This is a genomic window from Allobosea sp. FG18, assembly GCF_057809495.1.
The window spans coordinates 30,170-54,929 of the sequence record NZ_JBMDKB010000006.1; the positions used below are offsets into that span (position 1 = coordinate 30,170).

General features: G+C 66.7%; 24 protein-coding genes and 1 tRNA gene. 23 read left to right on the top strand and 2 right to left on the bottom strand.

The window, feature by feature from the left end:
• Window positions 1–35 precede the first annotated feature (35 nt).
• From ACODTJ_RS08515 to ACODTJ_RS08590, 16 genes are all read left to right on the top strand, one after another.
• Window positions 36–1,028 (top strand): heparin lyase I family protein, encoded by a 993-nt coding sequence (locus tag ACODTJ_RS08515; RefSeq protein ID WP_454655567.1) that lies wholly within the window; start codon window positions 36–38, stop codon window positions 1,026–1,028.
• A gap of 47 nt (window positions 1,029–1,075) precedes the next feature.
• Window positions 1,076–2,953, top strand: a complete 1,878-nt coding sequence (locus ACODTJ_RS08520; RefSeq protein ID WP_454655566.1) for an ABC transporter ATP-binding protein — start codon at window positions 1,076–1,078, stop codon at window positions 2,951–2,953.
• On the top strand, window positions 2,950–4,911 hold the full coding sequence (locus tag ACODTJ_RS08525; protein ID WP_454655565.1) for an ABC transporter substrate-binding protein: 1,962 nt from the start codon (window positions 2,950–2,952) through the stop codon (window positions 4,909–4,911). The genes ACODTJ_RS08520 and ACODTJ_RS08525 overlap by 4 nt, the downstream gene beginning before the upstream one ends.
• Before the next feature lie 6 nt (window positions 4,912–4,917).
• Window positions 4,918–5,916, top strand: coding sequence for an ABC transporter permease (locus ACODTJ_RS08530; RefSeq protein ID WP_454658946.1), 999 nt, complete (start codon window positions 4,918–4,920; stop codon window positions 5,914–5,916).
• On the top strand, window positions 5,913–7,100 hold the full coding sequence (locus tag ACODTJ_RS08535; RefSeq protein WP_454655564.1) for an ABC transporter permease: 1,188 nt from the start codon (window positions 5,913–5,915) through the stop codon (window positions 7,098–7,100). Before ACODTJ_RS08530 ends, ACODTJ_RS08535 begins: the two co-directional genes overlap by 4 nt.
• A gap of 26 nt (window positions 7,101–7,126) precedes the next feature.
• A complete protein-coding gene (locus ACODTJ_RS08540; RefSeq protein WP_488848174.1) occupies window positions 7,127–8,266 on the top strand; it encodes a glycosyltransferase family 4 protein in 1,140 nt (379 codons plus the stop codon).
• A complete protein-coding gene (locus tag ACODTJ_RS08545) occupies window positions 8,263–9,057 on the top strand; it encodes a polysaccharide deacetylase family protein (protein ID WP_488848175.1) in 795 nt (264 codons plus the stop codon). Before ACODTJ_RS08540 ends, ACODTJ_RS08545 begins: the two co-directional genes overlap by 4 nt.
• 149 nt (window positions 9,058–9,206) lie before the next feature.
• Complete coding sequence (locus ACODTJ_RS08550) at window positions 9,207–10,487, top strand: glycosyltransferase family protein (RefSeq protein ID WP_454655561.1); 1,281 nt, start codon at window positions 9,207–9,209, stop codon at window positions 10,485–10,487.
• 72 nt (window positions 10,488–10,559) lie between these two features.
• Entirely contained in the window at window positions 10,560–10,748 is a 189-nt protein-coding gene (locus ACODTJ_RS08555) for a twin transmembrane helix small protein (protein ID WP_454655560.1), read from the top strand.
• 155 nt (window positions 10,749–10,903) lie between these two features.
• Entirely contained in the window at window positions 10,904–11,500 is a 597-nt protein-coding gene (locus tag ACODTJ_RS08560; protein WP_454655559.1) for an acyloxyacyl hydrolase, read from the top strand.
• Between the two features lie 58 nt (window positions 11,501–11,558).
• Complete coding sequence (locus ACODTJ_RS08565; protein WP_454655558.1) at window positions 11,559–12,140, top strand: cob(I)yrinic acid a,c-diamide adenosyltransferase; 582 nt, start codon at window positions 11,559–11,561, stop codon at window positions 12,138–12,140.
• Between the two features lie 8 nt (window positions 12,141–12,148).
• Window positions 12,149–12,847: a rhomboid family intramembrane serine protease gene (locus ACODTJ_RS08570; protein ID WP_454655557.1), complete on the top strand. Its 699-nt coding sequence runs from the start codon at window positions 12,149–12,151 to the stop codon at window positions 12,845–12,847.
• Between the two features lie 164 nt (window positions 12,848–13,011).
• Window positions 13,012–13,758 (top strand): electron transfer flavoprotein subunit beta/FixA family protein, encoded by a 747-nt coding sequence (locus ACODTJ_RS08575; RefSeq protein WP_454655556.1) that lies wholly within the window; start codon window positions 13,012–13,014, stop codon window positions 13,756–13,758.
• Window positions 13,758–14,702 carry an electron transfer flavoprotein subunit alpha/FixB family protein gene (locus ACODTJ_RS08580; RefSeq protein ID WP_454655555.1) on the top strand — a complete coding sequence of 315 codons (945 nt, stop codon included), beginning with the start codon at window positions 13,758–13,760 and terminating at the stop codon, window positions 14,700–14,702. The genes ACODTJ_RS08575 and ACODTJ_RS08580 overlap by 1 nt, the downstream gene beginning before the upstream one ends.
• A gap of 82 nt (window positions 14,703–14,784) precedes the next feature.
• Window positions 14,785–15,669: a 3-hydroxybutyryl-CoA dehydrogenase gene (locus ACODTJ_RS08585; protein WP_488848180.1), complete on the top strand. Its 885-nt coding sequence runs from the start codon at window positions 14,785–14,787 to the stop codon at window positions 15,667–15,669.
• A 224-nt stretch (window positions 15,670–15,893) separates the two neighbouring features.
• Window positions 15,894–16,451 (top strand): HNH endonuclease, encoded by a 558-nt coding sequence (locus ACODTJ_RS08590; RefSeq protein WP_454655553.1) that lies wholly within the window; start codon window positions 15,894–15,896, stop codon window positions 16,449–16,451.
• Window positions 16,452–16,454: 3 nt separating this feature from the next.
• Here the strand turns inward: ACODTJ_RS08590 and ACODTJ_RS08595 are convergent, their stop codons facing one another.
• Together ACODTJ_RS08595 and ACODTJ_RS08600 are read right to left on the bottom strand one after the other, a co-directional pair.
• Entirely contained in the window at window positions 16,455–16,982 is a 528-nt protein-coding gene (locus ACODTJ_RS08595) for a disulfide bond formation protein B (RefSeq protein WP_454655552.1), read from the bottom strand.
• Between the two features lie 7 nt (window positions 16,983–16,989).
• Complete coding sequence (locus tag ACODTJ_RS08600; RefSeq protein ID WP_454655551.1) at window positions 16,990–17,601, bottom strand: YqaA family protein; 612 nt, start codon at window positions 17,599–17,601, stop codon at window positions 16,990–16,992.
• Between the two features lie 198 nt (window positions 17,602–17,799).
• Between ACODTJ_RS08600 and ACODTJ_RS08605 the strand changes: the two genes are divergently transcribed.
• From ACODTJ_RS08605 to ACODTJ_RS08635, 7 genes are all read left to right on the top strand, one after another.
• Window positions 17,800–17,884, top strand: a tRNA-Leu gene (locus ACODTJ_RS08605).
• A 195-nt stretch (window positions 17,885–18,079) separates the two neighbouring features.
• Window positions 18,080–19,723 (top strand): MFS transporter, encoded by a 1,644-nt coding sequence (locus tag ACODTJ_RS08610; protein ID WP_454655540.1) that lies wholly within the window; start codon window positions 18,080–18,082, stop codon window positions 19,721–19,723.
• Between the two features lie 289 nt (window positions 19,724–20,012).
• Window positions 20,013–20,102 (top strand): K(+)-transporting ATPase subunit F, encoded by a 90-nt coding sequence (locus tag ACODTJ_RS08615; protein WP_173044066.1) that lies wholly within the window; start codon window positions 20,013–20,015, stop codon window positions 20,100–20,102.
• A 28-nt stretch (window positions 20,103–20,130) separates the two neighbouring features.
• A complete protein-coding gene (gene kdpA, locus ACODTJ_RS08620) occupies window positions 20,131–21,834 on the top strand; it encodes a potassium-transporting ATPase subunit KdpA (RefSeq protein WP_454655539.1) in 1,704 nt (567 codons plus the stop codon).
• A gap of 10 nt (window positions 21,835–21,844) precedes the next feature.
• A complete protein-coding gene (locus ACODTJ_RS08625) occupies window positions 21,845–22,018 on the top strand; it encodes a hypothetical protein (protein ID WP_454655538.1) in 174 nt (57 codons plus the stop codon).
• 33 nt (window positions 22,019–22,051) lie between these two features.
• Window positions 22,052–24,109 carry a potassium-transporting ATPase subunit KdpB gene (kdpB, locus tag ACODTJ_RS08630; RefSeq protein WP_454655537.1) on the top strand — a complete coding sequence of 686 codons (2,058 nt, stop codon included), beginning with the start codon at window positions 22,052–22,054 and terminating at the stop codon, window positions 24,107–24,109.
• Window positions 24,110–24,121: 12 nt separating this feature from the next.
• The gene (locus ACODTJ_RS08635) at window positions 24,122–24,727 is read left to right on the top strand and encodes a K(+)-transporting ATPase subunit C (protein WP_454655536.1); all 606 of its coding nucleotides are present in this window, start codon (window positions 24,122–24,124) and stop codon (window positions 24,725–24,727) included.
• Window positions 24,728–24,760: the final 33 nt, after the last annotated feature.

Consider the following 24,760-nt stretch of genomic DNA (forward strand, 5'->3'; position numbering starts at 1 on the left):
GGGTCGCCGTGTCGGGAATGCTGTGCTGTGCGGCCATGATCGGTCTCGCCGGCGCTGTGACCGTCTCTGCGCGCGCCGAGGCCGGGGCTGATCCCACGCAGCACATCCTGCACGACGGTTTCGAGCGAGGCTGTTTCGCCCCCGAAGGCGGGCTTTTCTATACGGACAATCCCGAGCAGCGCTCCGGCCGCGTGGTTTTCGATGGTGTCGCGCCCGACAGCGGCGCCGGCGCCGTGACCGTGGTCATGGCGCCGTCCTGCCTTTCGCATGCGGTGGGATGCAGCGAGCGGACCGAGATCTGGGAGCGCCCGGAGGTGCTCGTCCCCCTCCACAGCACGGTCTGGTACGGCTTTGCCCTGCACCTCAACGATGCGCTCGCGCAGGATGATCGCAGATATGTGATTGCGCAGTGGAAGCGCGAAATCCTGCCCGAAGCCGTCGGCGACTACTCGCCATTCCTCGCCTTGCGCCTCTATCGCGGCCGCCTCGGCATCACCGTCGAGACCGACCTGATTCCCTCCTACCCGATCGGCGGCAGCGAGCGCCCCGAGGGCTGCCTTCCCGGCGAGGTGCTCGTGATCAACTGCACCGAGGCACAGCAAACCCGCGCGCTGATCGCGATCGAGAGCGGCACGACCACGAAAAATTATCCGCGCTATTTCAACGTCTGTGCGCCGGGCATCCGGGTCGCATCCCATGCCGACCTGCCCTCGGCGCAGCAGGGCTGGATCGACTTCGTCATCCGCTCCCAGCCCGGCCCCGATGGCGAGGGCCATATCGAGGTTATCGCCGGCGGCGTCCATACCGTGACCCTACAGGGGCATATCGGCCATGGCGGCCCCGGGCTCGACGACAACCAGTATTTCAAGATGGGGCCCTATCGCGCGCCGCCCCCCTGCCCTGGAGCATCAGCTACGACGATTTCCGGCGCGGACCCCGTTGCAGCGATGTCATCCGCATCGGGCAATGCTCGCCGGAAGCGTCGAAAGCGATTGGCAAGCCGTCGCTTTCGACGTCTAGTGACATGAGGAAAACTGCAGAGCGGTAAGGCTCCCGGGAACGTATCGACGTAAGCATGGACATCCTGCGCATCAACGACCTGCGTATCGGCTTCACAATCCACGGCCTGTCCCGTGACGTCGTGAAGGGCGTGAGCCTGCGCGTCCCCGCCGGCAAGACCGTCGCGCTCGTCGGCGAATCCGGCTCCGGCAAATCGGTGATCTCGCAGGCGATCATGGGGCTGCTGCCGCGCGCCGGCGGCGTCACTGGCGGCGAGATCCTGTTCCGCGACCCGCTCGCGCCCGAAACCGTCGTCGACATCGCGACGCTGCCGGCCGAGGGCGAGGGCATCCGGGCTCTGCGCGGCGGGCGCATCGGCATGATCTTCCAGGAGCCGATGTCCTCGCTCTCGCCGGTCCATACGATCGGCAACCAGATCGAGGAGGCGCTGCTCCTGCACCGGCCGATGCCGAAGGCCGAGGCGCGCGAGCTCATCGAGGCCATGCTGAAGCGCGTCGGCTTCAAGAATCCCAAGCGCGCCTTCGGGCTCTATTCCTTCGAACTCTCCGGCGGTTTGCGCCAGCGCGCCATGCTTGCCATGGCCCTGATCTGCCAGCCGGCCCTGCTGATCGCCGACGAGCCGACGACGGCGCTCGACGTCACCATCCAGGCCCAGGTGCTTGACCTGATGCGCGATCTCCAGGCCGAGATGGGCATGGCGATCCTGCTGATCACCCACGACCTCGGCGTCGTCGCCAACATGGCCGACGAGGTCGTCGTGATCTTCCACGGCGAGATCATGGAGCGCGGCCCGGTCGAGGACATCTTCCGCCGGCCGCGCCACCCCTATCTCAAGGCCCTGCTCGACGCCTCCCCGCATTTCGACATGCAGGACGGCGAGCGGCTCGTCGCGTTGCGCGAGGCGCGCCCGCGCCCGGTCGTGACCGCGCGCCCGCCGAAGCCTTCAGTGGATGCCGCCCCATTGCTCAGCGTCCGCGGCCTGTACAAGACCTATGTCACGGGCTCGCGCAGCTTTTTCGGCAAGGGCAGCCAGACCAGCGTCAAGGCCGTCGACAATGTCAGCTTCGACATCAGGCGCGGCGAATGCCTCGGCCTCGTCGGCGAGAGCGGCTGCGGCAAGACGACCGTCAGCAAGATCATCATGCGCGCCGTCACGCCCGATTCAGGCGAGATCATCTTCGACGACGGGCGCGAGCGGGTCGACGTGCTCGGCCTCGACGGCGAGGACCTCCGCAAATTCCGCCCGCGCGTGCAGATGATCTTCCAGGACCCGGTCTCGTCGCTCTCGCCGCGCATGACCGTGATGAACATCCTGCGGGAGCCGCTGGTCGTCCATGGTCGGGGCGGCCCGGCCGAGCAGGACGAGCGGGTCCGCAACCTGATGCAGGATGTCGGGCTCGATACCCGCTTCCTCAACCGCTACCCGCATTCCTTCTCGGGCGGCCAGCGCCAGCGCATCGGCATTGCCCGCGCGCTCGCGCTCGACCCCGAGCTGATCATCTGCGACGAGCCGGTTTCGGCACTCGACGTCTCCGTGCAGGCGCAGATCCTCAACCTGCTCAAGGACCTCCAGGCCGAGCGCGGGCTGACCTTCCTGTTCATCTCGCACAATCTCGCCGTGGTGAACTACATGGCGGACCGGATCGCGGTGATGGCCAATGGCCGGATCGTCGAGCTGGCGCCGCGCCACGCGCTCTTCACCCGCCCGGCCCATCCCTATACGCGGGCGCTGCTGCGCTCCGTGCCCTTCGCCGATCTCGACCGCAAGCTCGACTTCAAGCTGGCGGCGCCCGGCGGCGCCTCCGACGACAGCCACTGGGACATGGCCTTCAAGGCCGGGCCGGACGAGGCCGTGCTGGCGCCCCTGCCGCTCGGCGACGGTCACTATGTGCTGGCACGGCCGAATGCCGATATCCGGGAGCTGGTGCCATGACGCCACGCCGCCACAACCCGACCCGCCGCACCGCGCTGCTGCTCGGCTCCGCCGCGCTGGCTGGAACGAACCTGCCCCGCCTCGCGCAGGCAGCGCCTGCGCCCTTCTCGGGCACCGCGATCGACAGCCCGTTCTTCAAGGACAGGGTCGCAGCCGGCTCCCTGCCGCCGGTCGCCGCGCGCCTGCCCGCCAATCCGCGCGTCATCGATCTGGAGGCGCTCGGCCGGCAGCAGGGCCGCCATGGCGGCAATATCCGCATGCTGATGGGCGACCAGCGCGATATCCGCATGATGACGCTCTACGGCTACACCCGGTTGATGGTCTATGACGACAGTCTGGAGCTGGTGCCGGACGTGCTCGAGAGCTGCGAGGTCGAGGACGGCCGCATCTTCACGCTCAAGCTGCGCGAGGGCCATCGCTGGTCGGACGGCTCGCCCTTCACCACCGAGGATTTCCGTTACTGGTGGGAAGATATCGCCAACAACAAGCGGCTTTCGCCGGGCGGGCCGCCCCAGGCGCTGCTTGCAGGCGGCAATGCACCGTTCTTCGAAGTGCTGAACGAGCGCGAGGTGCGCTATAGCTGGGAGGCGCCCAACCCGGTCTTCCTGCCGGCGCTGGCCGGTGCGCAGCCGACCTATCTCTTCATGCCCTCAGGCTATCTCAAGCAGTTCCACGAGAAGCACGCTCCCAAGCACGAGCTCGCCCAGCGGGTGAAGGAGCACCGGGTGCGCGACTGGGGGGCGCTGCACGAGCGACTGTCACGCATGTACCGGCCGGAGAACCCGAAGCTGCCGACACTGGAGCCCTGGCGCAACACGACGCCGCTCCCGGCCGAACAGTTCGTCTTCGAGCGTAATCCCTATTTCCACCGCGTCGACAAAAACGGCCGCCAGCTTCCCTATGCCGATCAGGTCACGCTGACGATCGGCACCAGTGCCCTCGTCCCAGCCAAGACCGCGGCCGGCGAAGCCGATCTCCAGGCCCGCTACATCCGCTTCGACAACTACACCTTCCTCAAGGAGGCCTCGAAGCGGATGAATTTCGACGTCCGGCTGTGGAAGCGGGCGGAAGGCGCCTATTTCGCCCTGCTCCCCAACCTGAACGCCATCGATCCGGCCTGGCGCGACCTCAATCGCGACGTCCGTTACCGCCAGGCGATCTCGGTCGCGATCAACCGCAAGGACGTCAACAAGGTCATCTTCTTCGGGCTGGCGCGAGAGAGCGGCAACACCGCCCTGCCTGAAAGCCCGCTCTACGACGCGAAGCTCGCCGAACTCTGGACCCAGCACGATCCGGCGCTGGCGAATCGCCTGCTCGACGAGATCGGCCTGACGAAGCGCGACGACGACGGTATCCGCCTGTTCCCGGACGGACGCCGGCTGGAATTCACCATCGAAACCGCCGGCGAGAACACCGAGGAAACCGACATCCTCGACCTGCTCAAGCCGGACTTCATCGATGTCGGCATCAAGATCTACCCGCGTTCGACCCAGCGCGACGTCTTCCGCCGCCGCATCCTCGCCGGCCAGACCGTGATGTCGGCCTGGGCCGGCATGGACAATGCGCTGGTCACGTCGGATATGGAGCCGGACGCGCTGGCGCCGACCTCCTCGGCCCAGTTCCAGTGGCCGCGCTGGGGCCAGTTCATCGAGAGCAGCGGCCGCGAGGGCGAGCGACCGGCCCTCGCCGAAGTCAACGCGCTGGTGCGGCTCTACGAGGAATGGCGCATGAGCTCGACCCGCGAGCAGCGCCGCGCCATCTGGCACAAGATGCTGGCGATCAATGCCGAGCAGCTCTACACTATCGGCGTGATCAACAGCACGCTGCAGCCGATCGTCGTCTCGAACGACCTGCGCAATGTGCCCGAAAAGGGCCTCTACAGCTTCGAGCCCGGCGCCTTCATCGGCCGCTACATGCCCGACACCTTCTGGTTCGACAGGCCAGAGACCAAGGCCTGACCCGTGCTGCTCCGCTACATCCTCAAGCGCATCCTGATCATGATCCCGACGCTGATCGTCACCAGCGCGCTGATCTTCACCGTGATCAACCTGCCCGAAGGCGATTACTTCGAGACGCTCGCCGCCGAGATGCAGGCCCAGGGCGAGAAGGCGGACATGAGCCGCATCGAGTTCCTGAAGCAGGAATACGGCTTCGACAAGCCGCCGGTGGAGCGTTACGTCCGCTGGGTCGCGGGCCTGCTCCAGGGCGATATGGGCTACTCCTTCGAGTACCAGCGCCCCGTGCGCGAGATCGTCGGCGACCGGCTGCTACTGACGATGATGGTCTCCTTCGCCACCATCATCTTCACCTGGATCGTCGCCTTCCCGATCGGCATCTATTCGGCCACGCACCAGTACAGCTGGGGCGATTACGGGCTCACCTTCCTCGGCCTCGTCGGGCTCGCCGTGCCGCATTTCCTGCTGGCGCTGGTCTTCATGTATTTCGCCAATGTCTGGTTCGGCACCTCGATCGGCGGGCTCGTCGATCCCGCCTATCTCAACCAGCCGATGAGCTGGGCCAAGCTCAAATCGGTGCTGGAGCACCTCTGGATTCCCGTCATCATCATCGGTGCGGGCGGGACCGCCGGCATGATCCGGGCGCTGCGCGCGAACCTCCTCGACGAGTTGCAGAAGCAGTACTATGTCACCGCCCGCGCCAAGGGGCTGCCGCCCGGCAAGGCGCTGCGGAAATATCCGCTGCGCATGTCGCTCAACTTCTTCATCTCGGATATCGGCGACATCCTGCCCTCGATCGTCTCGGGCGCCGAGGTCGTCGCCATCGTGCTCTCGCTGCAGACGACCGGCCCGCTGCTGATCCGCGCCCTGCAGAGCCAGGACATGTATCTCGCCGGCTCCTTCCTGATGTTCCTCTCCTTCCTGACCGTGATCGGCGTGCTGATCTCGGACATCGCGCTCGCCATTCTGGATCCGCGCATCCGCCTCCAGGGAGCCGCGACCAAGTGAAGGCGACGACGCTCAACCATCTCCCGCCGGACGGCGCGCCGCTGCCGCACGAGGTCTCGACGGCACCGTTCGAGCCCTATGCCACCGAGGCGATGACGCCCGAGCAGGAGCGGGTCTATCTCGCCTCGCAATGGCAGTTGATGTGGTGGAAGTTCCGCAAGCACAGGCTCGCGGTCATCTCCGCCTTCGTGATCGTCGCGATCTACGCGATGGCGGCCTTCGCCGAGTTCCTCGCGCCCTATCACTACACGACGCGCAACACCGATTTCATCCGGGCGCCGAGCCAGGGCATCCATCTCTTCCACGAAGGCAGCTTCATCGGCCCCTTCGTTTATCCGTACACGATGCGCCTCAACATGGAGAACCTGAAGCGCGAATACGAGGTCGACACGACCCGCCCGCAGAAGCTGCGCTTCTTCTGCAAGGGCGACGACTACACGTTCTGGGGCATGGTCCCCGGCAACACGCATCTCGTCTGCCCGCCCGAGGGCGGCACCTTCTTCCTGCTCGGCTCGGACCGGCTCGGCCGCGACATGCTCTCGCGCATTCTCTACGGCGGACGCATCTCGCTCTCGATCGGCCTGCTCGGCGTCTCCGTCTCCTTCGTGCTCGGCGTGATCATCGGCGGCATCGCCGGCTATTATGGCGGCCGCGTCGATCTCTTCATCCAGCGCATCATCGAGATCGTGCAGTCGCTGCCGCATATCCCGCTCTGGCTGGCGCTGGCCTCTATCCTGCCGCCGACCTGGAGCCCGCTCTTGGTCTATTTCGGCATCACGGTGATCCTCGGCCTGATGGATTGGACCGGGCTCGCGCGCTCGGTGCGCTCGAAACTGCTCTCGCTGCGCGAGGAGGATTATGTCGTCGCGGCTCAGCTCATGGGGGCCAAGCCGCGCCGGATCATCGCGCTGCATCTCGTGCCCGGCTTCATGAGCCATCTCATCGCCTCGGCCACGATCACCATCCCCAAGACCATTTTGGGCGAGACCGCGCTCTCCTTCCTCGGTCTGGGCTTGCGGCCGCCGATCACCAGCTGGGGCGTGATGCTCAACGAGGCCCAGAACATCAATGTGGTGGCGCTCTATCCCTGGCTGCTCTATCCGGTCGTGCCCGTGATCGTGATCATCCTCGCCTTCAACTTCCTCGGCGACGGCCTGCGCGACGCGGCCGACCCCTATCGCTGACAGCATCACCGACACTGAAGACCGTCTTGCACATCGCTTTCCACACCCCGCTCAATCCGGTCGGTGACGGCGGCGTCTCCGGCGATCGCCGCATGGCCCGCCAGCTCGCCGCAGCGCTCGAAAGCCTCGGCCATGTCGTCGCGCCCGTCGCAGCGCGGAAAACCTATTTCCGCGAACCCGATCCTACCCGCCTGGCCCGCTGCGCCGACGATGCCGCCCGGCTGCGCGACGCCCTGCTCGCCGGTTACCGGGAGGGCAAGCCGCGGCCCGAGCTCTGGTTCACCTATCACAACTACTATCGCTCGCCGGACTTCCTCGGTCCCGCGATCGCGGCGGCGCTCGGCATCCCCTATGTCACAGCCGAATCGAGCGATTCCGCGCGGCGTGCCAGCGGCGAATGGGCCATGCATGTGGCCGCCGCCCGGCAAGGACTCGCAGCCGCCGATGTCCATTTCTACTTCACCGCCCGCGACCGGCAGGGGCTCGCGCGCTGGGAGAACGAAGGCACGGCCCTGCTCCACCTGCCTCCCTTCGTCGCGCCCGGCTTCGAGTTTTCCCGGGCGACCGACCTATCGGGCAAGCCCCGCCTGATCACCGTCGCCATGATGCGCGCGGGCGTTAAGTTGAAGAGCTACCTCACCCTCGCCCGTATCCTCGACCGCTGTCGGGGCGAGGACTGGACGCTGAGCATCATCGGCGACGGCCCTTGCCGCGCTGAGATCGGCGCCGCCTTCGCCGGCCTGCCCGAAGGCCGCATCACCTGGCATGGGCAGCTCGACCGCGACGCCACCCAGGCCGAGCTTGCCCGGCACGACATCCTCCTCTGGCCCGGCATCGGCGAGGCCTATGGGCTGGTCTATCTCGAAGCCCAGGCGGCCGGGCTGCCGGTCGTCGCCTTCGACAGCGGCGGCGTCGCCGAGACGGTGCGAGCCGGCGAAACCGCCCTGCTCGTCCCGGAGCATGACGACGAAGCCCTGGCTGCGGCGCTGACCCGCCTGCTGCGCGACAGGGCCTTGCGCGAGGGCATGGGCGCAGCCGCGCACCGTTTCATCCTCGCCGAGCGCACACCCGCGCGCGCTGCCGAAAGGTTGGCGGAAGGTCTCACCCTCGCCGTGCGAAATCGCAGCGCCAAATTGCGGTCGCCCGCCCGGGAAGCCACGCCATGACTGCCTCGACCTGGCACGCGCTCGCCCTCGAGCTCGACCACTGGAGTGCATCCGGCCGGCAGATCGACCTCTGGCTGCGCGATGACGACGCCGTGGCACCGAGCCTGGCGCTCGACCGGCTCTCGGAGCTGGCCGAGCGCTTCGCGGCCCCCATCCTGCTCGCCGTCATTCCCCTGCTGGCCGAACCCGAACTGGCGACCGCGTTGCGCGGCATGCCGCTGCTGCGCCCCTGCCAGCATGGCGCCATCCATCGGAACCACACGCCCGCCGGCGGCAAGAAATCGGAATTCGGCGCTGAACGCGACGCCGATCATGTCGACGCCGACATCGCGCAGGGCCGCCGGCGCCTGTACGATCTGCTCGGCGGCGATGTCCTGCCGATCTTCGTCCCGCCCTGGAACCGCATCGCCCCGAGCCACGCCGCACGTCTCGGGGCGCTCGGCTTTTCCGGGCTCTCCTGCTTCCGCGGCTTTCGCCTGGGGTCGGATGGCGGACCGCGCCTGCTCAACACCCATATCGACGTCATGAACTGGCATGGCGGCCGCGTCGGACGTCTGGCCGCCGACGTCGTCGGCGAGCTTGTAACCCTGTTGGCGGATCGGCGAATGGCGGAAACCGGCAACATCGAAATCGGCCTGCTGCTGCACCATCGCGACCACGACGAAACAGCGTGGTCCTTCCTGTCCGATCTCCTGCAGGCGGCCGCTCATCCGGCCATCCGCCTGGTCGATCCGGCAAGCTTCGTCCGGCTGCCGGGCAGCGACCGGCAATGCGATCCCGGCCCGCGGTGATAACTGCGATCCGACACGGTTTTTCTCGCCTGACGACAGGCCGACGGGCTTGGATCGTTCCCGGCGACCAGTTATAACCGCTCCAGAGTTTCAACTGCGTTCGTCCTCGCCAAGAGGTCGTCTGGCCTTTCCCGGGGGGCGACGTTCCGATGCCTTCAAACGTCGTCGATCTCGCCGGCGCCGAGCGCGCGCCGCGTAGCCCCCACGCTCCGCGTGTCCTGATCTACAGCCACGACACCTTCGGCCTCGGCCATATCCGCCGCTGCCGCGCCATCGCCAATGCGCTGATCGCGAGCTTCCCGCATATCTCGGTGATCATCGTCTCGGGCTCGTCGGTGATCTCGAGCTTCCAGTTCGGCGACGGCGTCGATTATGTCCGCATTCCCGGCGTCGAGAAGCAGAGCGACGGCGGCTACGAGCCGCATCACCTCAATCTCGGCCTCGACGACACCATCCGTCTGCGGGCCGACATCATCAAGCAGACCGTGCTCTCCTTCGATCCCGACGTGGTCATCGTCGACAAGGAGCCGGTCGGCCTGCGCGGCGAATTGAAGCCCTCGCTCGACATCCTGCGCCGGCGCGGTGCCCGCATCGTGCTCGGCCTGCGCGACGTGCTCGACGAACCCGCCGCGGTGCTCGAGGAATGGAGCCGCAACGGCGCGCTGGAAGCGCTCGACACGGTCTATGACGACATCTTCGTCTACGGGCTCGACAACGTCTATGAACCCCTGACCGGCCTGCCGAACCAGCACCGCTTCGCCGACAAGCTCCGCTACATGGGCTATCTCAAGCGCGCGGTACCGAGTCCGATGCCGCCGAACCGCTACCCCCGCATCACCAAGCAGCCCTTCATCCTGGTCACGCCGGGCGGCGGCGGCGACGGTGCCGGCGTCATCGACTGGGTGATCTCGGCCTACGAGAGCGATCCGACGATCGCATTGCCCGCGCTCATCGTCTTCGGTCCCTTCATGTCGCGCGAGAAGCGCAAGGAATTCGCCGAGCGCATTGCCCGCCATCCCAAGCTCGAAGGCCTCGGCTTCGAGCCGCGCCTCGAATTGCTGATGAACCGCGCCCACTGCGTCGTCGCCATGGGCGGCTACAACACATTCTGCGAGATCCTGTCCTTCGACAAGCCGGCGCTGATCGTGCCGCGCGTCCGGCCGCGCCTCGAGCAGGCGATCCGCGCCGGCCGGGCCGACGAACTCAAGCTGGTCGATGTCCTCTACGATCCCTCGCAGACCGGCGAGGGCGAGCGCGATCCGCGCGTGATGGCCGCTGCGCTCCATGCGCTGCCGCGCCGCCAACCGCCGTCGCAAGCCTTCGTGCCCGACCTGCTCGACGGCCTGCCCGCCATCAGCCGGGCGCTCGCCGGCGACCTCTCCATGCCTGTCCGCGGCCGCGCCCTGGCGCAGATGGCTGCGACGAGCTGACCCACGGCCCAACCGGCACGAGCCCCATCAGGGCGCTGGCCAAGTCCTTCCCACCATCCTAAGCCTGTCGCCATGACGCTTTCGAACACCCTCGTATCCGTCGCGGTCGGCGCCGTCGCCATCGTGCTCCTGCTCGGCCTCATCAACATGCTGCGCGGCGGCAGCGCCAACGCCTCGCAGCGATTGATGCGGCTGCGGGTCATCCTGCAATTCGTCGCCATCGTGCTGATCGTTATCGTCCTGTGGTGGCGCAACGGCTGAACGCCTGCGACACTACACACAAGACCTTGAAATAATTGAACTTGCATTCTTAGTGCACTGTGGATGAGAGCTTGGATTTCCGGGCCTTGCCACATTCCGAACACGAGTATGTGCGCTTCACTAACGTCTGCTCACACGTTCATTGCCGAAGGTCCATGGTCCGCGTCGCGTTGCTGCCTCTTGCCGTTTGCCTGGCCGTTTCTGCCGCCTCCGCGCAGACCCGATCCCTCTCCGGCAGCGTCTCCAGCTACGCTCCCGCCACCGAACCACCCGCACCCGCCTGGGAGGCAAGGGTCGGTGCCGGCCTGGCCAATCCCGGCGGCCGCGAGAGCGGCCTGCCGAACCTGAGCGCCGACCTCCTGTCGCCGCGCCTCGTTCCCCTGAGCGACCGCCTCGCCGCAGCCTTCATCCCGCGCTTCAACATCGGCGCGAGCCTCAATCTCAACGGCACGCGCTATGCCTATGCGGGGGCGACCTGGACCTTCGACGTAACCCGCGACATCTTCGTCGAGGCAAGCCTCGGCGCCACCCTGAACGACGGCAAGACCGGCCTGGTCATCCCGGAGAATCGCCTCGCGCTCGGCTGCAACACCGGCACGCGCGAGGCCGCCGCCCTCGGCTTCCGGCTCTCGGACCGCTGGAGCCTGGTCACCACGCTCGAGCATTTCAGCACGGTCGGCTGCTCCGACAAACCGGGCACGAACAGCCGCGGCCCGGCCAATATCGGCGCCAGGCTCGGCTACACTTTCTGACGTACCGCCACGGCGGAAACGCGCTTCCGTCCAGCCGGGACCGCGCTATAAGCGTGGCATGGTCAAGCTCAATCGCATCTACACGCGCACCGGCGACAACGGCACGACCGGCCTGACGAGCGGCCCGCGCCGGCCCAAGTTCGACCTGCGTGTCGACGCCTACGGCACGGTCGACGAGACCAATGCCTGCGTGGGCCTCGCCCGCTTACATGCGGCGACGGAAGACGCCCTGGTCGATGCCATGCTCGGCCGCATCAGCAACGATCTCTTCGATCTCGGCGCCGACCTCTCGACGCCCGAGACTGATAAGCCCCTCGCCTTCGAGCCGCTGCGCATCGTCCAGGCTCAGGTCGACCGGATCGAGAGCGAGATCGACCAGCTGAATGCCGATCTCAGCCCCCTGCGCTCCTTCGTCCTGCCGGGCGGCACGCCGGCTGCGACCCATCTGCATCTTGCCCGCACCGTCAGCCGCCGGGCCGAGCGCCTGATGGCCGAGCTCGCCGCGACCGAAGGCGAGACAGTCGCTCCTGCCGCGCTAAAATACATCAACCGTCTCTCGGACTTCCTGTTCGTCGCCTCCCGCTACCTCAATGCCAAGGCAGCCGGCGATGTGCTCTGGGTGCCCGGCGGGAATCGCTGAGATCGGCCATGTTCGTTCCCCTGCATGACGGCGTGCCACTGCGCTTCATGCGAACGCCCTACATTACCTATGGGTTGATCGGCGCCTGCCTCGCCCTTCAACTCATGCTGCTGCTCTGGCCCGGCGAGGAGGCGGAGCTCGCGCTCATGGCCGGCTTCGGCATGATTCCCTCGGTACTGTTCGGCACGGCGCAACTGCCGGACGGGCTCGCCCATCTCCCGGCCTGGGCGACCCTGTTCAGCAACATCCTGTTGCACGCCAATCTCGCGCATCTCGTCGGGAACATGCTGTTCCTCTGGGTCTTCGGCGACAATGTCGAGGATGCGATGGGCCATGCCCGCTTCCTCGTTTTCTTCTTCCTCTGCGGGCTCGGCGGCTCACTCTTCCATGCCGGCCTATACCCGGATTCACAGCAGCCGCTGATCGGCGCCTCCGGCGCCATCTCCGGTGTCATCGCCTCCTATCTGATGATCTATCCGCAGGTCCGGATCTGGGGCCTCGCCTTCAACTGGATTCCGATCCATATCCCGGCGCTCTATGCGCTCGGCGGCTGGATCTTGCTGCAGGCCGCCTCCGCCATATTCGGCGCCGACGGCAATGTCGGCTGGTGGGCGCATCTCGGCGGACTGGCGACGGGCGCCGCCCTGACCCCGCTCTTCGTGCACCGCAGCATCGCCCTGTTCGGGCGCAAGGCCACCCATGGCTGAAGCCGCGCTGTTTTGCCTCCGAGTCGGGCCAGGACGGACGTTGACAAGCGCAAACGGGCGTCGTTACGGTCCCAGCGCATTCCAGCCGAGGGCCGCGATGCCGCTGTCCTGCCGTCAGGTATGGTGCGGCGCGAGGCTCATCTCTTCTAAACGGTGATCTGGCGATGAAGATCTTGGTGCCCGTCAAGCGGGTGGTTGATTACAACGTGAAGATCCGCGTGAAGGCGGACGGCTCCGGCGTCGAACTCGCCAACGTCAAGATGTCGATGAATCCCTTCGACGAGATCGCGGTCGAAGAGGCGCTGCGCCTGAAGGAAGCCGGCAAGGCGACCGAGGTGGTCGTGGTCTCGATCGGCCCGGCGCAGGCGGCCGAGACGATCCGCACCGGTCTCGCCATGGGCGCCGACCGCGGCATCCTGGTCAAGGTCGACGGCATCGTCGAGCCGCTCGCCGTCGCCAAGCTCCTGAAGAAGGTCGTCGAGCAGGAGGCTCCCGGCCTCGTCATCCTCGGCAAGCAGGCGATCGACGACGACTGCAACCAGACCGGCCAGATGCTCGCGGCGCTCCTTGGCTGGGGCCAGGGCACGTTCGCCTCGAAGGTCGAACTGTCAGCCGACAGCGTCGACGTCACCCGCGAGGTCGATGGCGGCCTGCAGACCGTGTCGCTGAAGCTCCCGGCGATCGTCACCACCGACCTGCGCCTCAACGAGCCGCGCTATGCCTCGCTGCCCAACATCATGAAGGCGAAGAAGAAGCCGCTCGACGAGACCTCGGCCGAGACGCTCGGCGTCGATGTCGCGCCGCGCCTCAAGGTTCTGAAGACGGTCGAGCCTGCCGGCCGCTCCGCCGGCGTCAAGGTGGCCAATGCCGCCGAACTCGTCTCCAAGCTCAAGACTGCCGGGGTGATCTGATGACCACGCTGCTGATCGCCGAACACGACAACGCGTCCATCAAGGACGCCACCGCCAAGGCACTGACGGCCGCCGCCAAGCTCGGCGCGCCCGTCCATATCCTCGTCGCCGGCCAGGGCGCCAAGGGCGCGGCCGATGCCGCCGCCAAGCTCGCCGGCGTCGAGAAGGTGCTGCTCGCCGATGACGCCGCTTACAGCCATGCGCTGGCCGAGCCGCTTGCCGCGCTGATCGTCAAGCTCGCGAGCAACTACGACGCCATCGTCGCGCCCTCGACCACCACCGGCAAGAACGTGCTGCCGCGGGTCGCAGCCCTGCTCGACGTGATGCAGGTCTCGGATGTGAGCGGCATCGTCTCCCCCGACACCTTCGAGCGTCCGGTCTATGCCGGCAACGCCATCCAGACCGTGCAATCGACCGACGCCAAGAAGCTGCTCACCATCCGCACCGCTTCCTTCGCGGCGGCGGGCGAAGGCGGCTCGGCCACGGTCGAGAGCGTCTCGGCGGCCGAGAATCCCGGCACCTCGTCCTTCAAGGGCGAAGAGGTCGCCAAGTCCGACCGTCCGGAGCTGGCCTCGGCCAAGATCATCATCTCGGGCGGCCGCGCGCTGGCCTCGGCCGAGAATTTCGGCAAGGTGATCGAGCCCGTCGCCGACAAGCTCGGCGCCGCCATGGGCGCCTCGCGCGCTGCGGTCGATGCCGGCTACGCCCCGAACGACTGGCAGGTCGGCCAGACCGGCAAGGTCGTCGCCCCCGAGCTCTATATCGCCGTCGGCATCTCCGGCGCGATCCAGCATCTCGCCGGCATGAAGGACTCGAAGGTCATCGTCGCCATCAACAAGGACGAGGAAGCCCCGATCTTCCAGATCGCCGATTACGGCCTCGTCGGCGACCTCTTCACCGTCCTGCCGGAGCTCGACGCCGAACTCGCCAAAGCCGGCAAGTAAGCCGGCACATCGCTTCCGGGCCGCCTCAGGGCGGCCCGTTCCGCTCCTGCGGGAGCCTGAAAAGTTCATCCGGGATCAAACCATGTCGGACCACGCGATCAAGACGATCGGCATCATCGGGGCAGGCCAGATGGGCAACGGCATCGCCCATGTCGCGGCCGCCGCCGGCTTCGACATTTGGCTGCACGACATCGCCGAGGAGCGGATCAAGGCCGCGCTCGCCACGATCGACGGCAACATGGCCCGTCAGGTCTCGAAAGGCGCCCTTGCCGAGGACGAGCGCCGCGCGGCAATCGCCCGTATTCAGCCCGCCATCGGCCTCGCCGATCTCGGCGGTTGCGACCTCGTCATCGAGGCCGCGACCGAGAACGAAGAGGTCAAGCGCAAGATCTTCACCGCTGTCTGCCCGCATCTGCGCCCGGACGCGATCCTCGCCTCGAACACCTCCTCGATCTCGATCACGCGCCTTGCCGCGGCGACCGATCGCCCCGAGCATTTCATCGGCATCCATTTCATGAACCCGGTCCCGCTGATGCAGCTCGTCGAGTTGATCCGCGGCATCGCCACCGATGACGGCACCTTCGAACGCGCCAAGAACCTCGTCGGCAGCCTGCACAAGACCGTCTCGGTTTCCGAGGATTTCCCGGCCTTCATCGTCAACCGCATCCTGCTGCCGATGATCAACGAAGCCGTCTACACGCTCTATGAGGGCGTCGGCTCGGTCGAGGCGATCGACACCGCCATGCGGCTCGGCGCCAACCATCCGATGGGTCCGCTCCAGCTTGCCGACTTCATCGGCCTCGATACCTGCCTCTCGGTGATGCAGGTGCTCCATGACGGGCTTGCCGATTCGAAATACCGCCCCTGCCCGCTGCTGGTGAAATATGTCGAGGCCGGCTGGCTCGGCCGCAAGACCAAGCGCGGTTTCTACGACTATCGCGGCGAGAAGCCTGTCCCGACCCGCTGACGAAGCGGGCCGGTCGCTCGCAAGCTACGAAAACCCGGCCGGATTTCGTCACAATCCACCGTTTCACTGCCGCGGGCGAGGCTGATCCTCGCCCGCGCGCAGATGCTTGCCGCAGTCGCAATAAGTTCCTTCACATTCCTGTCGTCTCGCGCTTACATTGATCCTTGAGCGGGATTCGTCCCGCTCGATGAAGCGGAGGTGCGACGGGTTTGACGGCGCATGTGATGCATCCGATGGCATCGCCGGACGGCTGTCCGGCTTTGGTGCTGAACGCCGATTTCCGGCCGCTCAGCTACTATCCCCTGTCGCTGTGGAGTTGGCAGGACGCGATCAAGGCGGTCTTCATGGACCGCGTCAACATCGTCTCCGAATACGACACTGTCGTCCGCAGCCCGAGCTTCGACATGCGGCTGCCCTCGGTGGTCTCGCTCAAGAGCTATATCAAGCCCTCGCGGACACCGGCCTTCACCCGGTTCAACGTCTTCCTACGCGACCGCTTCGCCTGCCAATACTGCAATACGCGCGACGAGTTGACCTTCGACCACGTTATCCCGCGCTCCAAGGGCGGCCAGACGACCTGGGAGAACGTCGTCGCAGCCTGCTCGCCCTGCAACCTGCGCAAGGGCGACAAGATGCCGGCCACAGTCGAGATGTTCCCGGCCCAGAAGCCCTATGCGCCGACGGTCAACGACCTCCACCGCAACGGCAAGCTCTTCCCGCCCAACTATCTGCACGAGAGCTGGCTGGACTATCTCTACTGGGATTCGGAACTGGAGCCGTAAGGCTTACGCCGACGATCGCCCGCGCAGCAGCCCGAACACGGCGAGCAGGAAGAGCCAGGCCGAGGCCAGCGCATTCCAGCCGGCGAGCGACAGTCCCAGAAAGCGCCAGGCCGCTTCCGAGCAGGCGACGATGCGCGTCGTCTGCAGCTGCTTCATGAAATCCTGCATGCCGGTGGCGGCCGGAGCCGCCCCGCCGCAATCATTCGGCCCGATGAACCAGCCCCATTCGACGCCGGCATGATAGACGCCGAGGCCTGTGCTCCAGGCCATCAGGCCGGCGAGCCCCAGCAGGACGAACCATTGCAGCCGGGCTGAGCGCGCCAGCACCAATCCGACGAGTGCGAGCCCGATCGCGGCATAATGCGGCGCACGCTGCTCGAGGCAGAGCTTGCAGGGGCGCAGATGCAGGACGAGTTCGAAGAACCACGCCCCGGCGATCAACGCCAGGCTGACCACACCGATGAGAGCGATCAGTTGCCGCGAATTCGGCAGGCGACGCGAAGCGGGGGGAGCGGCAAGGGAGGCGGTCATCACGGGCTCAGCAGGAGAAAAGCTGGCCCGACCCTGCGACGAGCTTGAGGCCGAAATAAAGCAGGATCAGCAGGGCTGCACCGACCACGGCGATCACTTTCAAGCGACGTTCGATGAAATGGCGGATCGTGTCGCCATAGCGCCGGAGCAGGAAGGCGAGCGCGAAGAAGCGCGCCCCGCGCGCCAGCACGCAGGAGATGACGAAGAAGGCGAGCCCGATATGGACGGCACCGGCCAGGATCGTCACCACCTTGATCGGCGGCAGGTGGGCAAGGCCGGAGGTCGTCAGCAGGATCAGCGTCGTATCCGGTCCGGCGCAGGCCTTGAGCGCCTCGAAGGCGCCGAGCTTGCCGTAGAAGGCCAGAACCGGCTTAGCCAACGCCTCGAAGGCGTAATAGCCGAGCGCATAACCGGCAATGCCGCCGAGCACCGAAAGCAGCGTCGCCACGAAGGCCAGCCGGTATGCTCGTTGAGGCCGGGCGAGCGCCATCGGCACGAAGAGGACGTCAGCCGGGATCAGGAAGAACGAGCTTTCGACGAAGGCGACGACCGCCAGCCAGATCGTCGCCCGCGGCCGGGCGGCGAGTGACATCGTCCATTCGTAGAGGCGCTTAAGCATGGCGCGCTCTAGAGCATGGGTAGGCAGAGGACACAACCGCTTGCGTGCCTCGGAAAGGCACGTTTTCGAGCCATCTCGCCCGCCATTCGTTTCGGGCGACGGTACGCCTTCCAGATCAACCGCGAAAACCTGCCGGAACAGCCGCACCAGCGATTGACCGGCATTGGCCGATCGCTATAGTCCGCCCGCCTGCAAAGGGCCCCTGTGGCGGAATTGGTAGACGCGCTCGACTCAAAATCGAGTTCCGCAAGGAGTGCTGGTTCGATCCCGGCCAGGGGCACCATTCGCCGTCCTCACGATATTTTCAGCGTTGTTGGGCTGTGCGGCTCAGCCGCCGGCGGCGAAGATTCATCTCCCTGCAGGTCATCCATGCCGGAAAATCAGGCCTTCCAGGCGAAAATCGTGACATAAGATTCCAGAATCACGCTCGGAACCCATGCCGGCGGCCGAGGAGCAGACGTCGGAAATGAGCGGAGTCATGGATGTGCGGAAGCCCGCGGCGAGCACCGGGCCATTTGCGCCTCTCCGCAACGTCACCTTTCGGGCGATCTGGCTCGCCGGCCTGATCTCGGGACTGGGATGGCTGATCCAGACCATCGCCATGAGCTGGCTCATGGCCACCATCACGCCGTCCAGTGTCATGGTGGCGCTGGTTCAGGCCGCGACCAACCTGCCAGCCTTCATCCTGTCGATCTTCGCCGGGGCGATCGTCGATAATTTCAATCGCCGCAAGGTGATGCTGGCAGCCCGCTCGCTGATGACCCTGACCGCCGTAGCGCTGACGATCCTCGTCGCGCTCGGCATGATCAATCCCTGGGTCATCCTGTTCTTCAGCTTCCTGGCCGGCTGCGGCATTGCCTTCAACGACCCGGCCTGGCAGGCCTCGGTGGGCGATATCGTCGATCGCAAGGACCTCGCAGCGGCCGTAACGCTGACATCCGTCGGGTTCAACACGGTGCGCAGCGTCGGGCCGGCGCTCGGCGGCATCATCCTGGCGACCTTCGGCCCCCTGACCGCCTTCTGCCTGTACACGCTCGGCCATCTCGCGCCGCTGGCCGTCGTCTGGCGCTCCCGATGGAAGGTGCCGACCTCGAGATTGCCGCCGGAGGCAATGCTGACGGCGATCTCCGACGGCATCCGCTTCACCTCCCTGTCCTCCGAGATCAAGACGGCGCTCGGGCGCGGTTTCCTGTTCGGCTTCGCGGGTATCGCGATCCTCGCCTTGCTGCCGCTGGTGGTTCGCGACCAGCTCAAGCAGGGCGCGATCGCCTATGGCACCTTGATGGCAGGCTTCGGCGCGGGAGCGCTGCTGGCCGGCCTCGCCTCGACGACGCTCCGGCGCAAGCTGTCGGACGAGCAGATGCTGAAACTGGCCTGCACGGCTTGCGCGACCTGCACGCTCTGCCTTTCGCTGACGCAGATGCCGGCCGTCGCGGCCATCGCACTGATGCTCGGCGGCGCCGGGTGGGTGCTGGGCTGGTCGGGCCTCAGCATCAGCGTGCAATGGGCAAGCCCGCGCTGGGTCGTCGGCCGGACGATCTCGCTCTACTACGCCCTCACCTCGCTCGGTCTCGCAGCCGGAAGCTGGCTCTGGGGCATGGTCACCGAGAGCTATTCCCTGAGCTTCGCCCTGCAGGCGTCGACCGCGGCGTCCCTTGGCGTCGCCCTTCTCGGCTTTCTCCTGCCCATCCACCAGCGCAAGGATTCCGATGTCTCGACGCCCGAAAGCTTCGAGGCACCGGCTCTGGGCCTCGATCTGAAGCCGCGCAGCGGGCCGATCGCCGTCAAGATCGAGTATCGGATCGCCCCGGATCAGGTCGAAGCCTTTCTCGCCCTGATGCTGCAGCGACGGCGCGCACAGGGGCGCAACGGCGCGCGTCGCTGGATCCTGACCCGGAACCTGCACGACATCGCTGTGTGGACCGAGAGTTTCCGCACGCCGACCTGGCACGACTATCTGCGTTTCAACTATCGCCGCACCGCGGCTGACAGAGTGCTGAACGATAGCCTCGCCAACTTGCATATGGGCGACGGCGCGCCGGAGGTGACCCTCTCGATCGAGCGCCCCACCGCCGTACCGCGAAAGCCCGGCATCTTCCGGTCCGACACCCCTCACGGCTGAAGGCCGCGCGCCCCGCAGGGCACGCCGAATTCCTATAAAATTCCTATTCTGCGGCGCTGCCGGCCGTCTCGAACGGCTATGCCGCCAGCACGATAATCCCGCCCATGGTCGATCCGCTCGTGTCCTCGCCTTCAACAGGAAGGCGGGTCCGCGCGCGTCGGCCCATCGGTAACGCCCGGTCGAAAGGACCACGGCAATGGATATCGCCATGCTCGCGCTCGCACTCGGCTTCTTCGCGGCAGCCCTCGCCTATGTCTCGGCCTGCAACGCGCTCTGAAGGAGCCCATCCATGTTCGTCGACTATCTCCTCGGCGGCGCGGTGACTGCGGTCCTGCTCGTCTATCTCACCTATGCGCTGCTGCGCCCCGAGCGCTTCTGAGCGCGGGCCGAGCTGAGAAAGCACCCCCATGACACTCTTTGGCTGGATCCAGATCCTGCTCTTCTGCGCGATCGTGCTCGCCTTGGTGAAGCCGCTCGGCGGCTACATCACGCGCGTCTTCAAGGGCGAGCGCACCTTCCTTTCCCCCGTGCTCGCGCCGGTCGAGCGCGGGCTCTATGCGCTCGCCGGCACGCATGAGCGCGAGGAACAGCACTGGAGCGCCTATGCGGTCGCCCTGCTGCTGTTCAACCTCGCCGGGCTGCTGCTGCTCTACGGGCTGCAGCGCTTTCAGGGCCTGCTGCCGCTGAACCCGGACGGCATGTCGGCAGTGCCTGCCGACCTCGCCTTCAACACGGCGGTCAGCTTCGTCACCAATACCAACTGGCAGGGCTATGGCGGCGAGAGCACCATGTCCTACCTGACGCAGACGCTAGGCCTGACCGTGCAGAACTTCGTCTCCGGCGCGACCGGCATCGCCGTCGCCATCGCCCTGATCCGCGGCTTCGCCCGCGCCTCCGCCCAATCGGTCGGCAGCTTCTGGGTCGACCTGACCCGCGCGACGCTCTATCTGCTGCTGCCGCTCTGCATCCTGCTGACGCTGGCCTATGTCGCGCTCGGCGTCCCGCAGACGCTCGATCCCTCCGTGACGGCGACGACGCTCGAAGGCGCCCAGCAGACCATCGCGCGCGGCCCGGTCGCCTCCCAGCTCGCGATCAAGATGCTCGGCACCAATGGCGGCGGCTTCTTCAACGCCAACTCGGCCCATCCGTTCGAGAACCCCGACGCCATCACCAATCTCCTCCAGATGGTCTCGATCTTCGCGATCGGCGCCGCGCTGACCAATGTCTTCGGCCGGATGGTCGGCAATCAGCGCCAGGGTTGGGCGATCCTCACGGCCATGGGTACCCTGTTCATCATGGGCATCGCCGTCTGCTACTGGGCCGAGGCTGCCGGCAATCCGCTGGTCCAGAGCCTCGGTCTCCAGGGCGGCAACCTCGAAGGCAAGGAGATGCGCTTCGGCATCCCGCTCTCGGCCCTCTTCGCGGTCGTGACCACCGCCGCCTCCTGCGGCGCGGTCAACGCCATGCATGGCAGCTTCACCGCTCTCGGCGGCATGATCCCGCTGATCAACATGGAACTCGGCGAAGTCATCGTCGGCGGCGTCGGTGCCGGCTTCTACGGCATCGTCCTCTTCGTCGTGCTGGCGATCTTCGTCGCCGGGCTGATGGTCGGCCGCACGCCGGAATATCTCGGCAAGAAGGTCGAGGCGCGCGAGGTCAAGATGGCGATGCTGGCCATCCTCTGCCTGCCGGCCGGCATGCTGGTCTTCACGGCGATCGCCGTGGTGCTGCCCGGCGCCGTCGCCTCTGCCGGCAACAGCGGCCCGCACGGCTTCTCCGAGATCCTCTACGCCTATACCTCGGCGGCGGCCAACAATGGCTCGGCCTTCGCCAGCCTCTCGGCGAACACGCTCTGGTACAACACCACGCTCGGCATCACGATGCTGGTCGGCCGCTTCCTGGTCATCATCCCGGCGCTCGCCATCGCCGGTTCGCTCGCCGCGAAGAAATCCGTGCCTGCCTCGGCCGGCACCTTCCCGACCGATGGCCCGCTCTTCGTCGGCCTGCTCGTCGGCGTCATCCTGATCGTCGGCGGCCTGACCTTCTTCCCGGCGCTGGCCGTCGGCCCGATCGTCGAGCATCTCGCGATGCTCGCGGGCCAGAGCTTCTGAGGAGGCCGCCATGGCAAGCTGCCTGCGCCAATTGCGCCGCGAGGCCGTCCATCGTGACGCCGCATCGCGGGAAACGGACAGGGCGCCCCCGCGCCCTGCCACCCTCATCCTCGGCCTGACGGTCGCTCTGTTCCTCGTCCTGCTGCTCGTCCGGGCGCTCGCCGGCCTCGTCGCCGCTGCCTGAGCCGGACCTTACACCCTTCCGCTGGAGCCTCTTATGAGCCCATCCAAATCCGCGAGCCTGATCGACGCTCGGATCCTGCTGCCGGCGCTTGCCGACGCCTTCCGCAAGCTCGACCCGCGCAGCCTCGCCCGCAACCCGGTGATGTTCGTCGTCGCCGTGGTCTCCGCGCTGACCACCGTCCTCTTCCTGAAGGACCTCGCCACGGGGGGCGCCAATCTCGGCTTCTCCTTCCAGATCGTGCTCTGGCTCTGGTCCACCGTGCTCTTCGCCAATTTCGCCGAAGCGGTGGCCGAGGGGCGCGGCAAGGCCCAGGCGGACTCGCTGCGCAAGACCCGCTCCGAGACCGAAGCCAAGCTGCTTTCGGGCGATGACCGCAGCCTGTTCCGGCTCGTGCCCGGCACCTCGCTCAAGGTCGGCGATGTCGTTCTGGTCGAGGCCGGCGACATCATCCCCTCCGATGGCGAGGTCATCGAGGGCGTCGCCTCGGTCAACGAGGCCGCGATCACCGGCGAATCCGCCCCCGTGATCCGCGAATCCGGCGGCGACCGCTCGGCCGTCACCGGCGGCACGCAGGTGCTCTCGGACTGGATCCGCGTCCGCATCACCGCCGCGGCCGGCTCGACCTTCATCGACCGCATGATCGCGCTGGTCGAGGGCGCCGAGCGCCAGAAGACGCCGAACGAGATCGCCCTCAACATCCTGCTCGCCGGCATGACGCTGATCTTCGTGCTCGCCACCGTGACGATCCCGAGCTTCGCCACCTATGCCGGCGGCTATATCCCGGTCGTCGTGCTGGTCGCGCTCTTCGTGACGCTGATCCCGACCACGATCGGCGCCCTGCTCTCGGCCATCGGCATCGCCGGCATGGACCGTCTCGTGCGCTTCAACGTGCTCGCCATGTCCGGCCGCGCCGTCGAGGCCGCCGGCGACGTCGATACACTCCTCCTCGACAAGACCGGCACGATCACGCTCGGCAACCGCCAGGCGACCGAGTTCCGCCCCGTGCGCGGCGTCGGCGAGCAGGAGCTGGCCGATGCCGCCCAGATCGCCTCGCTCGCCGACGAGACGCCGGAAGGCCGCTCGATCGTCGTGCTCGCCAAGGAGAAATACGCCATCCGCGCCCGCGACATGGGAGCCCTGCACGCGACCTTCGTGCCCTTCACCGCGCAGAGCCGGATGAGCGGCGTCGATCTCGAGGGCTCACAGATCCGCAAGGGCGCGGTCGATGCCGTGCTGAAATATGTCGAGGGCGCCAGCGGCAAATCCACGCCCGAAACGGTGCGCGAGATCCAGGCCATCGCCGCCGAGGTGTCGAAGGCCGGCGGCACGCCGCTTGCGGTCGCCCGCGACGGGCGCCTGCTCGGCATCGTCCATCTCAAGGACATCGTGAAGGGCGGCATCCGCGAGCGCTTCACGGAACTGCGCCGCATGGGCATCCGTACCGTGATGATCACCGGCGACAACCCGATGACCGCCGCGGCCATCGCGGCCGAGGCCGGGGTCGACGATTTCCTCGCCCAGGCGACGCCCGAGAACAAGCTCGCCCTGATCCGCGAGGAACAGGCCAAGGGCAAGCTCGTCGCCATGTGCGGCGACGGCACCAACGACGCCCCGGCGCTAGCTCAAGCGGACGTTGGCGTCGCCATGAACACCGGCACGGTCGCGGCTCGCGAAGCCGGCAACATGGTCGATCTCGATAGCGACCCGACCAAGCTCATCGAGATCGTCGAGATCGGCAAGCAGCTCCTGATGACGCGCGGCGCGCTGACGACCTTTTCGATCGCCAACGACGTCGCCAAGTATTTCGCCATCATCCCGGCGATGTTCCTGGCCTTCTATCCGCAGCTCAGCGCGCTCAACGTCATGGGGCTGGCGACGCCACAGAGCGCCATCCTCTCCGCGATCATCTTCAACGCGCTGATCATCGTCGCGCTGATCCCGCTCGCGCTGAAGGGCGTGAAGTACCGCGCGGTCGGCGCCGGCGCCCTGCTGAGCCGCAACCTCACCGTCTACGGGCTCGGCGGCCTCGTCGTCCCCTTCATCGGCATCAAGGCCATCGACATGGCCATCACTGCCCTCGGCCTCGTCTAAGGAGCCGCAGACATGCTCAAGCAGATCCGCCCCGCCCTCGTGATGATCGTCGCGCTGACCGCCATCACCGGCCTCGCCTACCCGCTCGCCATGACCGGCATCGCCCAAGCCGTGTTTCCGCGCCAGGCCAATGGCAGCCTGATCGAGAAGGATGGCAAGATCATCGGCTCCAGCCTGATCGGCCAGAACTTCACCAGCGAACGCTATTTCCACGGCCGCCCCTCGGCGACAGTCGGCACCGACCCGAACGACAGCACGAAGACCGTGGACGCGCCCTATAACGCCGCCAATTCCAGCGGCTCCAATCTCGGCCCGACCAACCAGAAGCTGGTCGACCGCATCAAGGCCGAGACCGAGAAGCTCAAGGCCGAGAACCCGAGCGCGCCGGTGCCGATGGAGCTGGTGACGACCTCAGGCAGCGGGCTCGACCCGCATATCTCGCCTGAGGCCGCCTATTTCCAGATCGCGCGCGTCGCCAAGGCCCGCAATGCCGACCCTGCGACGCTGAAAGCGCTGGTCGATACCCATGTCGAGCGGCGCAAGCTCGGCTTCATCGGCGAGCCCGTCGTCAACGTGCTCGCGCTGAACCTGGCTCTCGACGGCGCCGCCCAGCGCTGACACAAAGACCCCGGCGGCGCGCGAGGCGCCGCC